Raw genomic sequence first — 12,817 nt, 5'->3', positions numbered from 1 at the left:
ACATGGGGGCGGGCCTTTTGCGATGCGACGACAACCGGGTCGTCCAACGACGAAGGCCCGCTTCCCCAGGGGGAAACGGGCCTTCGAAGAAACGATCTCGATGGATCGAGGAGGGACCTTACTTGGCCTTCTCCAGGACCTCGACCAGACGCCAGCGCTTGGTGGCCGACAGCGGACGGGTCTCCATCAGCTGAACGTGGTCGCCGACGTGGGCGATCTCGTTCTCGTCATGCGCCTTCACCTTGGAGGTGGTGCGAATGATCTTGCCGTAGAGCTTGTGCCGGTGACGGTCTTCCAGCTCGACGACGATCGTCTTGTTCATCTTGTCGGAGACAACGTAGCCGCTGCGTACCTTGCGGCTGTTGCGCTCTTCGGTGTTCTCGCTCATGCCGCATCTCCCTTGCCAGCGGGTGCCGTGGCCAGGCCGAGCTCGCGCTCACGCATGACCGTGTAGATGCGCGCGATCTCGTGGCGGACGACGCGCAGACGACGGTTGTTGTCGAGCTGACCCGTTGCCATCTGGAAGCGCAGATTGAACAGCTCTTCCTTCGACTCACGCAGGCGGGCGACGAGCTCCTCTTCGTTGAGCTCGCGGAGCTCTGCGGCCGGTGTTTCGGTAGCCATCAGAACTGCTCCTCCCTGGTCACGATCCTGCATTTCATCGGGAGCTTGTGCATCGCGCGGCGCAGGGCCTCACGAGCAGTCTCCTCGTTGGGGTAAGACATCTCGAACATGACCCGACCGGGCTTCACGTTCGCGACCCACCACTCCGGCGAACCCTTACCGGAACCCATGCGGGTTTCGGCCGGCTTCTTCGTGAGCGGACGATCGGGGTAGATGTTGATCCAGATCTTGCCGCCACGCTTGATGTGGCGGGTCATTGCGATACGCGCCGACTCGATCTGACGGTTGGTGACGTAGGCGGGCTCGAGAGCCTGGATGCCGTACTCACCGAAGGCCACCGCCGTGCCGCCCTTGGCCATGCCGGAGCGACCGGGGTGGTGCTGCTTGCGGTGCTTGACCCTACGGGGCATCAGCATGCGTCAGCCCTCCTTGTTCTCTGCCGGAGCCTCCGCCACTGCAGTGGCGGCGCGCCCGACCTCGGTGCTGGTCGCGGTGGTGCCGGTGGCGCCGGACCGACGAGGGCGGCTCGGACGCTCGCGGCGCGGGCGATCCGGAGCAGCGGCGGCGGCGGTCAGTTCACGACGACCACCGACGATGTCACCCTTGTAGATCCAGACCTTCACGCCGATGCGACCGAAGGTGGTCTTGGCCTCGTAGAGGCCGTAGTCGATGTCCGCACGCAGCGTGTGCAGCGGAACGCGACCTTCACGGTAGAACTCCGAGCGCGACATTTCGGCGCCACCGAGGCGGCCCGAGCACTGCACGCGGATGCCCTTGACGTTCGGCGAACGCATGGCCGACTGAATGGCCTTACGCATCGCACGACGGAACGCCACACGGTTGGACAGCTGCTCGGCAACACCCTGAGCAACCAGCTGCGCATCCGATTCGGGGTTCTTGACCTCGAGGATGTTCAGCTGAACCTGCTTCTTGGTGAGCTTCTCCAGCTCCGAGCGGATGCGATCGGCTTCCGCTCCACGACGACCGATCACGATGCCGGGACGCGCGGTGAAGATATCCACACGGACGCGATCACGGGTGCGCTCGATCTCGACCTTCGAGATGCCTGCCCGCTCCATGCCTGTGGCGAGGAGCTTGCGGATCTGAACGTCTTCCTTCACGTATTCCGCGTACTGCTTGTCCGCGTACCAACGCGACTTCCAGTCGGTGGTGATACCGAGGCGGAAGCCATGGGGGTTAATTTTCTGTCCCATTTACTTTGCCCCTCCCTTCCGGCGGCTACGAGTGGCAGCGCCGGTGGTGGGCACGCTCTCGACCTCGATGGTGATGTGGCTGGTGCGCTTGCGAATCCGGAACGCACGGCCCTGGGCCCGCGGCTGGAAACGCTTCATGGTGGCGCCCTCGTCGACAAAAGCAGTCGAGATGACCAGGGTGGCCGGGTTGAGGCCGAGGTTGTTCTCGGCGTTCGCCGCGGCCGAAGCCACGACCTTGGCCACGGGCTCGCTGGCAGCCTGCGGTGCGAACCGCAGAATGGCCAGCGCGTCCTCGACTCGCTTGCCGCGGACCAGGTCCACGACGCGACGGGCCTTCATCGGGGTGACCCGAACGTGCTTGGCGGTAGCGCGCGCAGTCGGGTTCTGAACCGTTTCGGTATTGGTTTCAGTCATCGCCGCTTGCTCTTCCGGTCGTCCTTGACGTGGCTCTTGAACGTCCTGGTCGGCGCGAACTCACCGAGCTTGTGGCCGACCATGTTGTCCGAGATGAACACCGGAACATGCTTGCGACCGTCGTGGACGGCGAAAGTGTGTCCGATGAAATCGGGGATGATGGTCGAGCGACGCGACCAGGTCTTGATGACCTGCTTCGTGCCCTTTTCGTTCTGCACGTCCACCTTCGCGAGGAGGTGGTCGTCGACGAACGGGCCCTTCTTGAGGCTGCGTGGCATTTCTTACCTCCTCCTTAGCGCTTCTTGCCGGTCTTACGACGGCGAACGATGAGCTTGTCGCTCGGGCGGTTGGGCTTGCGGGTACGGCCTTCAGGCTGACCCCACGGGGAGACCGGGTGGCGACCACCGGAGGTCTTACCCTCACCACCACCGTGCGGGTGGTCGACCGGGTTCATGACGACACCACGGACGGTGGGACGACGGCCCTTCCAGCGCATACGGCCGGCCTTGCCCCAGTTGATGTTCGACTGCTCGGCGTTGCCGACCTCGCCGACGGTGGCGCGGCAGCGCACGTCGACACGGCGGATTTCACCCGAAGGCATACGAAGGGTCGCGTACGGCCCTTCCTTGCCCAGCAGCTGAATGCTCATTCCAGCGGAACGAGCCATCTTGGCGCCGCCGCCCGGACGCAGCTCCACGTTGTGGATCGTGGTACCGGTCGGGATGTTGCGCAGCGGCAGGTTGTTACCCGGCTTGATGTCGGCCGTGGGGCCGGACTCGATCGGGCTGCCCTGCTTGATGCCCTTCGGCGCGATGATGTAGCGCTTCTCGCCGTCGGCAAAGTGCAGCAGTGCGATGTTGGCGGTGCGGTTGGGGTCGTACTCGATGTGAGCGACCTTGGCCGGGATGCCGTCCTTGTCCAGCCGACGGAAGTCGATCAGACGGTAGGCACGCTTGTGACCGCCACCGCGGTGACGAGTGGTGATGCGACCGTGCGCGTTACGACCACCGGACTTGGTGAGCGGGCGCAGCAGCGACTTCTCCGGCGTCGACCGGGTGATCTCGGCGAAGTCCGAGACGCTGGAGCCACGACGGCCCGGCGTTGTCGGCTTGTACTTACGGATTGCCATGAGTTCTTCTCGCTTTCTGGAGTCCCAGGCGCTTACGCGACCGGTCCTCCGAAGATCTCGATGGGCTTGCTATCGGCCGAGAGGGTCACGAGTGCGCGCTTGGTGTTCTTGCGCTTTCCGTAACCGAATTTGGTCCGCTTGCGCTTGCCCTGACGGTTGGCGGTATTGACGCTGGTGACCGTGACGCCGAAAACCTTCTCGACGGCGATCTTGATCTGCGTCTTGTTCGAATCCGGGTGCACCAGGAAGGTGTAGGTGCCTTCCTCGATCAGCCCGTAGGACTTCTCCGAGATGACCGGTGCGAGCAGGATGTCGCGGGGGTCGGCGATGGTGCTCACTTGCTCTCCTCCTGGGCCGCCTCGGCGGGACCGTGAACGAAAGCGTTCAGGGCCTCGACGCTGAACACCACGTCGTCGCTGTTGAGCACGTCGTAGGTGTTGAGCTGGTCCGGGGCGATCGGCAGCACGTTCTGCAGGTTCGCCACGCTCTTCCACGCGGCGACGTCCTCGCGGCCGACGACGACCAGGAACTTCTTGCGGCCCGAGAGCTCGGCCAGGAAGTCCTTGGCGATCTTGGTCGACGGGTTCTGACCCGAGACCAGTTCGGTGATCACGTGGATGCGCTCGTTGCGGGCCCGGTCGGAGAGGGCACCGCGCAGGGCGGCGGCCTTCATCTTCTTGGGGGTCCGCTGGCTGTAGTCACGCGGCTGCGGGCCGTGGACGGTGCCACCGCCGGCGAACTGCGGCGCACGGGTCGAGCCCTGACGGGCGCGGCCGGTGCCCTTCTGGCGGTACGGCTTCTTGCCGCCACCACGGACCTCGCCACGAGTCTTCGTGGAGTGGGTGCCCTGGCGAGCAGCGGCCAGCTGAGCGATAACGACCTGGTGCATCAGCGCGACGTTGGCGGTCACGTCGAAGATCTCCGAGGGGAGTTCGACGGTGCCTTCGGTCTTGCCGCCTGCGGCCTTAACGGTCAGCGTCAGGTTGGCCTTCTTGTCGAGGCTGGTCATGCGTGCGCACCACCCTTCACGGCGCTCTTGACGATCACGATGTTGCCCTTGCGGCCGGGGATAGCACCCTTGACCAGGAGCAAACCGTTCTCGGCATCGACCTTGTGAACCGAGAGGTTCTGCGTGGTGACGCGGTCGTTACCCATACGACCCGACATGCGCATGCCCTTGAACACGCGGCCGGGAGTGGCACAGCCACCGATGGAACCCGGGCGACGGTGCACAGCCTGCGCACCGTGCGAGGCGCCCTGGCCCTTGAAGCCGTGACGCTTCATGGTGCCGGCGAAGCCCTTGCCCTTGCTGATTCCGGTCACGTCGACGTAGGTGCCCTCTTCGAAGACATCAGCCGAGAGTTCCTGGCCGATCTCGAAGGTGGAGGCATCCGCGACGCGGATCTCGGTGACGTGGCGGCGCGGGGTGACACCGGCCTTGGCGAACTGGCCGGAGACCGGCTTGTTCACCTTGCGCGGGTCGATGGCGCCGAAAGCGATCTGAACGGCCGAATAGCCGTCGCGCTCCACGGTACGAATCTGGGTGACCACGTTCGGGCCCGCCTTGATGACGGTGACCGGGACGACGCGGTTCTTCTCGTCGAAGACCTGGGTCATGCCGAGCTTGGTGCCCAGGATTCCGGCCTGGGGCCGATTCTTGTTGTCAGTCATGTCTCGAGTCCCCGTCACTGAATGTTGACGTCGACGCTGGCCGGCAGGTCGATGCGCATCAGCGCGTCAACCGTCTTCGGCGTCGGGTCGAGGATGTCGATGAGGCGTTTGTGCGTGCGCATCTCGAAGTGTTCGCGCGAGTCCTTGTACTTGTGCGGCGAACGGATGACGCAGTAGATGTTCTTCTCGGTCGGCAACGGCACAGGCCCGACCACACGGGCGCCGGTGCGGGTCACCGTTTCCACGATCTTGCGCGCTGACGCGTCGATCGCCTCGTGGTCATAGGCCTTGAGCCTGATGCGGATCTTTTGTCCCGCCACGCTAAGTGTCCTTTTCTCCGCTTTCCTTCGTGGTCACAGGAGCTGACTCCCGCACCACCCTCAATTTGCACAGCCCGAACACAGAAAGACGCCTCAGCGTGGTTTCCCACTAAAGACCCGCAACCAGGGCGCACCAAAAGGCACTACCTAGTCCTCGCCGCTGTTCATCTGTCATGGTTCTCCGGTCCACGCGGTCGGGCGTGTCGCCCTAACTCTTAATCTCCGACCCGGGTCAGTTACTCACCATGGGCCGGAAGTGCGTGGTTCCGAACGTATCCACACCGGCGAACCGGCGAGATACAAACTACTGCTCCCCTTGCTCAGGTCATCCGCTCCGAAGAGTTGGGGATCCTGCGCAAGGCAACCCGAACAGTATGCACCATGCCGACGACGTCCTTCAAATCGGGGGTCATGAGGTATCGATCACGCCACCACAGGGGCTTTTACCTGGACCGCACCGCCGGCTGGGCTGTACCGAGCAATGGTAGCTGGCTCGTCGCCCCCGCTGGTCACCGGAGGGTTCCCCGCTACCTTACTTCTGAGTAAGATAGCGACCATGACACAGGAAACCGCGACCTTCCGGGGCTGGAAGAAGCTGCCGGACAACCGCATCGGACACGCGCTGTTCTCACTCGGCATGGTCGCCAGGGTCCCCTACTTCGGCACCGTGCTCCCCCAGGTGGTTCGCCTCGAACCCGGCGTCTGCGAGGTGACCTCCCCGAAGTGGTTCGGCATCCACAACCACCTCGGCACCTTCCACGCCATCGCGGCCTGCAACCTCGCCGAGGTGGCGATGGGCATGCTCAGCGAGGCCACCGTTCCCACCACCCATCGCTGGATCCCCAAGTCGATGAACGTCCAGTACCTGGCCAAGGCGGAATCGGGCCTGCGCGCGGTGGCGAAACTCGACGAGATCCCCGACTTCTCGGCGATCACCAAGGGCCAGGAACTCACGGTGCCCGTCTCGATCTACGACAAGGACGGCATCGAGGTCGTGCACGCCGACATCACCACCTGGGTTTCGCCGCGCTGATCCCGGCGCGGGAACCCTTGCATCGGTACGGTTGTGGCTCAGGCCACAAAAGACGGGGAGAGTCCGATGTTGGAAGTCGCCCATGTGACGCGCCGGTTCGGGGAGAACGTCGCGGTCGACGATGTGTCGTTCGCGGTCCCGCCCGGCGCGCTGACCGGGTTCGTCGGGGGCAACGGGGCGGGCAAGACCACCACGATGCGAATGATCATGGGGGTGTTGGCCGTTCAGTCCGGCGAGATCCGGTGGGCGGGCAGGCCGGTGACCGAGCTGGATCGGCGCTCGTTCGGATATATGCCCGAGGAGCGGGGGCTCTATCCCAAGCAGCCGGTGCTCGACCAGCTCGTGTACCTGGCGCGCTTGCGTGGGCTGCCCGCCGTCGAGGCGAAGGCGCGCACCGAAACCCTGTTGGAGCGGTTCGATCTTGGCTCGCGCGGCAAGGACAAGCTCGAATCGTTGTCGCTGGGTAATCAGCAGCGCGTCCAGATCGCGGCGGCGGTGATCGCCCAGCCGACGGCGCTGATCCTGGACGAACCGTTCTCCGGGCTCGACCCCGTAGCCGTGGATTCGATGGTGGAGTTGCTGCGCGAGTACGCCGATCAGGGTGTGCCGGTGCTGTTCTCCTCGCATCAGCTGGATCTGGTGGAGCAGCTGTGCGATCAGCTGGTGGTGCTCGCCTCGGGTCGGGTGGTCGGGCAGGGCTCGGTCGACGAGCTGCGGTCCAGCGGTGGCTCACGGTATCGGCTGGTGCTCGAGGGTGATGCGGGGTGGCTGCGGGAGTATCCGGGGATTCGCGTGGTCGAGAGCGCCGGGCCGCGTGTGTTGTTCGAGATCGACGGCGGCGGCACCGACGGGGTGCTGAAGGAGGCGCTGTCGCGGGGGTCGGTGCGCGAGTTCACCGAGGCCAGGCCGACGGTCGCCGAAATCTACCGGGAGGTGACAGCGTGAACGGCGTGTGGCGGATCGTTGCCGCGAGAGAGATCGCGGTGAAGCTGCGTGACCGCAACTTCGTCATCTCCACAGTGGTGACGCTGGTGGTGATCGTCGCGTCGCTGGTTCTCACCGGGTTCCTCAGCAGCAGGCCCGACAAGATCGACGTGGCGATCACCGGTTCGGACACCTCGGTCGTGCTCGAGACGGCGAACACCCTGGCCTCGAACGCGGGGACCGACGTGAGCTTCATCGCGCGGCCCGTCACCGACCGGGCCGCGGTCGAGCAGTCGGTCCGCGAGGACGAGGTCGACGTGGGCCTGGCGCCCGCCGATCCCAGCGGATGGCAGCTGATCGGCAAGACCGCCGAGGACGACAACGCCACCACCTACATCACCGCCGCCGCACAGCAGATCGCGTTGCAGCGCAATGCCGCTGTCGCGGGCGTCTCGCTCGACGAGCTGGCCCGCGGTGCGACCGTGACCTACGACCTGCTCGAGCAGGGCTCGATCGACCCGGGCCTGGCCAAGATCGTCTCGTTCGTCTTCGCGTTCCTCTTCTATCTGGCGTCGGTGCTGTTCGGCATGTCCATCGCGCAAAGTGTGGTCGAGGAGAAACAGAACCGCATCGTGGAGATCCTGGCCAGCGCGATGCCGTTGCGGCAGTTGCTGATCGGCAAGGTCGTGGGCAACGCGGCGCTGGCGTTCGCGCAGTTGGCGCTGTTCGTCGGGGCGGGGTTGGTCGGGTTGGCGGCGACCGGCAAGGGTGCTCAGCTGGGCCAGGTCGCCGGGGCCGCGGGCTGGTTCATCGTCTTCTTCCTCGTCGGCTTCCTCGCCCTGGCAAGCCTGTGGGCCGTCGCGGGCGCGCTCGCCACGCGTAGCGAAGACCTCCAGTCCACCTCGACTCCGCTCGGGCTGCTCATCATGATCGTGCTGTTCGCGGGCATCTTCCTCACCGGCACCGCCCGTGTCATCGGCTCCTATATCCCGATCATGTCCATCGTCGCCATGCCCGCCCGCCTGGCCGACGGCACCGCTGCCTGGTGGGAACCCTTCGTCGCCCTGGCCCTGATGGCGGTCGCCACCTACGCGATCGTCGTCGTCGCCGAGAAGATCTACCGCCGCTCGCTGATGCAGACCCAGGCTCGCCTGACGATGCGCCAGGCCCTGGCCCTGGAGGACTAGGAATCCCGCGAGCCCGGGTTTGATCCGCGGCGTCGGGGCGAGTGACGACCGGGTCACTGACGCTTGCGTGGTGACGGGTGGGGCCGATTGAATGCGGACGTGAGTGTTGTGCGGGAATTCGATATCTGCGTGGTCGGGCTCGGCCCGACCGGGCGGGGGTTGGCGCATCGAGCCGCGGTGGCCGGGTTGCGAGTGGCCGCGGTGGATCCCCGACCGGAGCGGTTGTTCCCGCCGACATTCTCCTGCTGGATCGACGAATTGCCGACGTGGTTGCCCGCGAGCGCGATCGCGCAGCGGATCGCGGCCCCAACGGTGTGGACCAAAGGCGAGCACCGGATCGAGCGGCCCTATTGCGTGCTCTCCAAAGCCGGCCTGCACGCGGCGTTGGCCTTGGACGACGCGACCGTCTTCGCGGATCGGGCGCGGCGGGTGGACGCCCACGAGGTGGAGCTCGCGGACGGGACCGTGATCTCGGCGGGGACGGTGTTCGACACGCGGGGGCTGCCGACGTTGGGCATGCGCAGGGCCGCCTCGGCGCACGGGATCTTCGTCGACGCCGAGACCGCGGCGCCGATGGTCGCGGAAGGCGAAGGGCTGCTGCTGGATTGGCGGCCGGAGAACGGCGCGGGCCCCGACGAGCCGCCGTCGTTCCTCTACGCGGTGCCGCTCGGGGACGGGAGGGTGATCTTCGAGGAGACCAGCCTCGGATTGCGCGGCGGGATGCCGCAGCACGAGTTACGCAAGCGCACCCTCAACCGGCTCGCGGCCCACGGGATCACTCTCACCGGCGACGAACCACACGAGGCCGCCCACTATCCCCTGGATCAGCCGCCGCCGAAGAAGGGCACCGCGGTGGCGGTGCCGTTCGGCTCGCGCGGCGGGATGATGCACCCGTGCACCGGCTACAGCGTGGCCGACTCACTCGCACTGGTCGACAGCGCGGTCGCCGCGGTGCAGCGCGGCGAGAATCCGATCGAAGCCCTCTGGCCGTGGCGGGCAAGGGCCGTGTACTGGATGCGGATGCGTGGCCTGTGGGGTCTGGGTCGACTCACCACCGACCAGTCCATCGCCATGTTCGACGCCTTCTTCACCGAATCCGACCGCCGCCAGCGCGCGCTGCTCTCGGCTCACGACGACTACTCCGCGCTCGGCGCCGCCCTGTTCAACACCGTCGCCCACACCTGGCCGTTCCGGTGGCGCTACGACCTCGTCGGCTGGACCAACCGCGACCGCTGGGTGGACTACCCCTTCGCGCCCGCCGGCGCCGACTCATCCGCCCGATAACGCACTGATCGCCGCCACAGCGTTCGTGGCGGCGATCAGCATGCGGCGGTCTCAGGACGACTCGGCGGCCTTCTTGTAGCCGACGATCGCCGGGTAGGCGAAGACCGCGACCATGCCCACCGTCCAGGCGACGGTCTTGAGCAGCGGTTCAGCGACCGGCCCACCGTAGGACAGCCCCTTCATCGCATCGATCGCACAGCTCATCGGCTGATTCGCGACCACATCCTGCAACCAGGTGGGGTAGGCGAAGACCGGAACGAAGCCGGTGTTGAAGAACATCAGCAGCGTATTGAGAATGCCGATGAGGCTGATCAGCATGACGCCCTCGGTGATCGTGGCCAGGGCGGTGACCATCACCGCGAACCCGATGCCGAACAGCACCGGAACCAGGACCAGCGCGATATTGGCGAGCGGGTCCTCCATGAACAGGAAGCCGAGCGGCACCGCGACGAGCAGCACGATCAACGTGGTGATCAGGATGCGCAGCATCTCGGCCAGCAGCCGACCGGTGAGCAGCGAAGCCTTGTTCAGCGGCATCGTGTAGAACCGGCTGAGCAGTCCCGATGCCTTCTCTCGTTTGAACCCGAGCGCACTCACCACCGCGCCGGTCATGGCCGCGACCAGGGTCAGCAGCGCGGCCTGGCCGTAGATGCTGGGGGCGCCGGTGGCCGCGGTGATCGAGTCACCGAGCACGATGCGGAACATCAGCAGGGTCACCGCCGGGTAGGCGATGGTCTGGATGGTCGTCGAGGGGTCACGCAACCACACCATCAGCAGCCGCTTGGTCTGGATGAGGCTGTGGGTGACCCACACCGACACCGAACCCTCCGGCTTGGGATGCACCACCGGCAGTTCGGCCGCGGTCTCCTCGACCGACGACTTCTCGATTGTTGTCATGATCGCCTCACACTCGCCCACACAGCCAGTGGGAGGAAGAAAACAGCCAGTCCACCGAGCCACACCAGCGACACCCACGTGCCCGCCCAGCTCAGATGGCCCGCGGCCATATCGCTGAGGGTCTGGGCGAACTGGGAGATCGGCTGGTTGCGCGCGAACGGCCGCACCCACGCCGGGAAGCTGGCCTCCGGCACGAAACCGGTCGACATCATGCCGAAGATCAGGATCGGCAGGGTGAGGGCCTGGCTGAGCGCCTCGGGGTTCTTGGTGAGGCTGCCGAGCGCGTCGGCGCCGAGCGTGAGCACCACACCGACGGCCAGCGCGAATCCGCAGAACGCGAGCGCCTGCAACCAGCCGCCGGTGAACCGGAAGCCGATCACATAGCCGTAGGCGACGGTCGCGATCAGCGAGACGATCGACCGCACCAGACCCGCGCAGATCCGCGACATCAGCGGAACCAGCGAACCGATCGGCATCGTCTGGAGTCGGGTACTCAGCCCGGTGAGCGCTTCGAACGCCGCGAGCTGCGCGTTCGACATCATCGTCATGGCCATCGTCTGCAGCACGACGATCGGCATCACGTACTGCGCGTAGTCGATGCCCTGGACCTGCATCACGTACTTCAACGGCAGGTAGAAGGCCACGGTGACCACGAGCGGGGTGAGCACCGCGACGATCAGCTCGCCCTTGGTGGCCATGGTGTGCACGATGCGCCCGGTCAGCGCGCGCCACTGCGCGAAGCTGCTCGGGTGCACAGCGGGTAGCTCGGCGAACAGCGTGTTCGCCGCGGGGGTGGACACGCTCACTAGTGGCCGCCCGAGTGACCGGTGATCGACAGGAACACGTCGTCGAGCGAGGGCCTGCGCAGCGCGATGTCGGCGAGGTCGATACCCGCGTTGTCGAGCCTGCGCAGCGCCTCGGCCAGGGTGGCGGCGCCGTCGGGGGCGGGAATGGACAGCTTGTCGGCGCCGTCGATATCGGCGGCGACGACAGCGGGCACCAGGTCACCGAGGGCCCGCACGGTCGCCGGGAGGCGGCTCAGGTCCAGCGGGACGATCTCGCAGTAGCTGCCGCCGGTCTTGGCCTTGAGCTGGTCGGCGGTGCCTTCCGCGATGACGGTGCCCTTGTCGATGACGATGATGTTGTCGCTGAGGACGTCGGCCTCTTCGAGGTACTGCGTGGTGAGCAGCACCGTGATGCCCTGGTTCTTGAGCGCGGTGACCAGGTCCCACACGCCCTGCCTGCTGCGCGGGTCGAGGCCGGTGGTGGGCTCGTCGAGGAACACCACCTCCGGCCGCACCACCAGTCCGCAGGCGATGTCGACACGACGGCGCATGCCGCCGGAGTAGTTGCGCACGGCTCGCTTACCCGCGCTGACCAGGTCGAACTCCTCGAGCAGCACCTCGGCGCGCTTGCGGGCGGCCGACTTGGTCAGGCCCATCAGGCGACCGAACAGCTCGAGGTTCTCCCGGCCGGTCAGGTTCTCGTCGAGGGCGGCGTACTGACCGGTCATCATGATCGAGCGACGCACAGCCGCGGCATCGGTGAGCACGTCGTGCCCGGCGACGACTGCGGTGCCGGAATCGGGGCGCAGCAGCGTCGACAAGACCTTCACCATGGTGGTCTTACCCGCACCGTTGGGTCCGAGGATGCCCAGCACACTGGCCTTTTCAGCCTGGAAACTGATGCCCTGCAGGGCGTGCACGTCACCGAACGACTTGCGCACGTCGGACACCAGCACCGCGGGTTCACTGTCGCGCGACGCGACGCCACCTGCGGGCGAATCCACTGAGATCGAACTCGGCATCAACTCTCCACCATAGGCCGGTGCGCACTGCCCTGAACGAGACGAGCGCACGCGGAAAAATTCTTCCCGGTAAGTGATCCATACCGTTCGGCGCGATGTTACCGGTCCGGCGCTTTTCCCGGCCCGGGTCCGCGTTGATGCGCCCGGTTTGCCGGGGCATCTCTCGCCTGCCGTAGTGGTGTTACTCACGTGGGCAGTGCAAGGGCAGTGCGCTGACCTTGTCGGCCGGGCCGTACACCCATACGCTGACAGCGGGGAAACACTCGTCTCACCGGCCCGCACGCGGGCGTGTTCGATCTTGTGGGGAGGTGAC

The 12,817-nt window shown here is 66.0% G+C and carries 18 protein-coding genes; 4 read left to right on the top strand and 14 right to left on the bottom strand.

The features are described from left to right. Nucleotides 1–118 precede the first annotated feature (118 nt). Genes rpsQ through rpsJ form a run of 11 tightly spaced genes read right to left on the bottom strand, consistent with a single transcriptional unit; the run spans nt 119 to nt 5,372 of the window. Nucleotides 119–388, bottom strand: a complete 270-nt coding sequence (gene rpsQ / locus QX204_RS02095; RefSeq protein WP_056818470.1) for a 30S ribosomal protein S17 — start codon at nt 386–388, stop codon at nt 119–121. Further along, a complete protein-coding gene (rpmC, locus tag QX204_RS02090) occupies nt 385–624 on the bottom strand; it encodes a 50S ribosomal protein L29 (protein WP_056818473.1) in 240 nt (79 codons plus the stop codon). Before rpmC ends, rpsQ begins: the two co-directional genes overlap by 4 nt. Continuing rightward, entirely contained in the window at nt 624–1,040 is a 417-nt protein-coding gene (gene rplP / locus QX204_RS02085) for a 50S ribosomal protein L16 (protein WP_056818475.1), read from the bottom strand. The genes rpmC and rplP overlap by 1 nt, the downstream gene beginning before the upstream one ends. Nucleotides 1,041–1,043: 3 nt before the next feature. Beyond that, entirely contained in the window at nt 1,044–1,838 is a 795-nt protein-coding gene (gene rpsC / locus QX204_RS02080; protein ID WP_056818477.1) for a 30S ribosomal protein S3, read from the bottom strand. Then, on the bottom strand, nt 1,839–2,252 hold the full coding sequence (gene rplV, locus QX204_RS02075; RefSeq protein ID WP_056818479.1) for a 50S ribosomal protein L22: 414 nt from the start codon (nt 2,250–2,252) through the stop codon (nt 1,839–1,841). After that, nucleotides 2,249–2,530, bottom strand: coding sequence for a 30S ribosomal protein S19 (gene rpsS, locus QX204_RS02070; protein ID WP_056818481.1), 282 nt, complete (start codon nt 2,528–2,530; stop codon nt 2,249–2,251). Before rpsS ends, rplV begins: the two co-directional genes overlap by 4 nt. A 14-nt stretch (nt 2,531–2,544) precedes the next feature. Beyond that, nucleotides 2,545–3,381, bottom strand: a complete 837-nt coding sequence (gene rplB, locus QX204_RS02065; RefSeq protein ID WP_056818484.1) for a 50S ribosomal protein L2 — start codon at nt 3,379–3,381, stop codon at nt 2,545–2,547. Nucleotides 3,382–3,413: 32 nt separating this feature from the next. Beyond that, nucleotides 3,414–3,719 (bottom strand): 50S ribosomal protein L23, encoded by a 306-nt coding sequence (gene rplW, locus QX204_RS02060; protein ID WP_301904924.1) that lies wholly within the window; start codon nt 3,717–3,719, stop codon nt 3,414–3,416. Further along, on the bottom strand, nt 3,716–4,390 hold the full coding sequence (gene rplD, locus QX204_RS02055; RefSeq protein ID WP_056818488.1) for a 50S ribosomal protein L4: 675 nt from the start codon (nt 4,388–4,390) through the stop codon (nt 3,716–3,718). The genes rplW and rplD overlap by 4 nt, the downstream gene beginning before the upstream one ends. After that, nucleotides 4,387–5,052: a 50S ribosomal protein L3 gene (rplC, locus tag QX204_RS02050; RefSeq protein WP_056818490.1), complete on the bottom strand. Its 666-nt coding sequence runs from the start codon at nt 5,050–5,052 to the stop codon at nt 4,387–4,389. Before rplC ends, rplD begins: the two co-directional genes overlap by 4 nt. 14 nt (nt 5,053–5,066) lie before the next feature. Then, on the bottom strand, nt 5,067–5,372 hold the full coding sequence (gene rpsJ, locus QX204_RS02045) for a 30S ribosomal protein S10 (protein WP_040804197.1): 306 nt from the start codon (nt 5,370–5,372) through the stop codon (nt 5,067–5,069). A 556-nt stretch (nt 5,373–5,928) separates the two neighbouring features. Between rpsJ and QX204_RS02040 the strand changes: the two genes are divergently transcribed. From QX204_RS02040 to QX204_RS02025, 4 genes are all read left to right on the top strand, one after another. After that, nucleotides 5,929–6,405 (top strand): hotdog fold domain-containing protein, encoded by a 477-nt coding sequence (locus QX204_RS02040; protein WP_301904923.1) that lies wholly within the window; start codon nt 5,929–5,931, stop codon nt 6,403–6,405. 66 nt (nt 6,406–6,471) lie between these two features. Further along, entirely contained in the window at nt 6,472–7,350 is an 879-nt protein-coding gene (locus QX204_RS02035) for an ABC transporter ATP-binding protein (RefSeq protein WP_301904922.1), read from the top strand. Beyond that, on the top strand, nt 7,347–8,516 hold the full coding sequence (locus tag QX204_RS02030; protein WP_301904921.1) for an ABC transporter permease: 1,170 nt from the start codon (nt 7,347–7,349) through the stop codon (nt 8,514–8,516). Before QX204_RS02035 ends, QX204_RS02030 begins: the two co-directional genes overlap by 4 nt. 99 nt (nt 8,517–8,615) lie before the next feature. Further along, nucleotides 8,616–9,800 carry a lycopene cyclase family protein gene (locus QX204_RS02025; RefSeq protein ID WP_301904920.1) on the top strand — a complete coding sequence of 395 codons (1,185 nt, stop codon included), beginning with the start codon at nt 8,616–8,618 and terminating at the stop codon, nt 9,798–9,800. 51 nt (nt 9,801–9,851) lie between these two features. On the opposite strand, the gene QX204_RS02020 is transcribed toward QX204_RS02025, so the two are convergent. The 3 genes from QX204_RS02020 to QX204_RS02010 are packed head-to-tail and all read right to left on the bottom strand — an operon-like array spanning nt 9,852 to nt 12,504. Further along, nucleotides 9,852–10,697: an ABC transporter permease gene (locus QX204_RS02020; protein WP_301904919.1), complete on the bottom strand. Its 846-nt coding sequence runs from the start codon at nt 10,695–10,697 to the stop codon at nt 9,852–9,854. Then, entirely contained in the window at nt 10,694–11,497 is an 804-nt protein-coding gene (locus QX204_RS02015; protein WP_301904918.1) for an ABC transporter permease, read from the bottom strand. Before QX204_RS02015 ends, QX204_RS02020 begins: the two co-directional genes overlap by 4 nt. Nucleotides 11,498–11,502: 5 nt before the next feature. Then, nucleotides 11,503–12,504: an efflux ABC transporter ATPase subunit, DrrA-related gene (locus QX204_RS02010; RefSeq protein ID WP_301904917.1), complete on the bottom strand. Its 1,002-nt coding sequence runs from the start codon at nt 12,502–12,504 to the stop codon at nt 11,503–11,505. Nucleotides 12,505–12,817: the final 313 nt, after the last annotated feature.

This window comes from Nocardia sp. PE-7, assembly GCF_030486425.1.
Classification (GTDB): domain Bacteria; phylum Actinomycetota; class Actinomycetes; order Mycobacteriales; family Mycobacteriaceae; genus Nocardia; species Nocardia salmonicida_A.
This window is presented reverse-complemented; position numbering and strand designations above follow the sequence as displayed.

Coding starts and splice junctions, on each gene's coding strand:
- rpsQ (WP_056818470.1), bottom strand. CDS start 388: ATGAGCGAGAACACCGAAGAGCGCAACAGCCGCAAGGTACGCAGCGGC.
- rpmC (WP_056818473.1), bottom strand. CDS start 624: ATGGCTACCGAAACACCGGCCGCAGAGCTCCGCGAGCTCAACGAAGAG.
- rplP (WP_056818475.1), bottom strand. CDS start 1,040: ATGCTGATGCCCCGTAGGGTCAAGCACCGCAAGCAGCACCACCCCGGT.
- rpsC (WP_056818477.1), bottom strand. CDS start 1,838: ATGGGACAGAAAATTAACCCCCATGGCTTCCGCCTCGGTATCACCACC.
- rplV (WP_056818479.1), bottom strand. CDS start 2,252: ATGACTGAAACCAATACCGAAACGGTTCAGAACCCGACTGCGCGCGCT.
- rpsS (WP_056818481.1), bottom strand. CDS start 2,530: ATGCCACGCAGCCTCAAGAAGGGCCCGTTCGTCGACGACCACCTCCTC.
- rplB (WP_056818484.1), bottom strand. CDS start 3,381: ATGGCAATCCGTAAGTACAAGCCGACAACGCCGGGCCGTCGTGGCTCC.
- rplD (WP_056818488.1), bottom strand. CDS start 4,390: ATGACCAGCCTCGACAAGAAGGCCAACCTGACGCTGACCGTTAAGGCC.
- rplC (WP_056818490.1), bottom strand. CDS start 5,052: ATGACTGACAACAAGAATCGGCCCCAGGCCGGAATCCTGGGCACCAAG.
- QX204_RS02040 (WP_301904923.1), top strand. CDS start 5,929: ATGACACAGGAAACCGCGACCTTCCGGGGCTGGAAGAAGCTGCCGGAC.
- QX204_RS02035 (WP_301904922.1), top strand. CDS start 6,472: ATGTTGGAAGTCGCCCATGTGACGCGCCGGTTCGGGGAGAACGTCGCG.
- QX204_RS02020 (WP_301904919.1), bottom strand. CDS start 10,697: ATGACAACAATCGAGAAGTCGTCGGTCGAGGAGACCGCGGCCGAACTG.
- QX204_RS02010 (WP_301904917.1), bottom strand. CDS start 12,504: ATGCCGAGTTCGATCTCAGTGGATTCGCCCGCAGGTGGCGTCGCGTCG.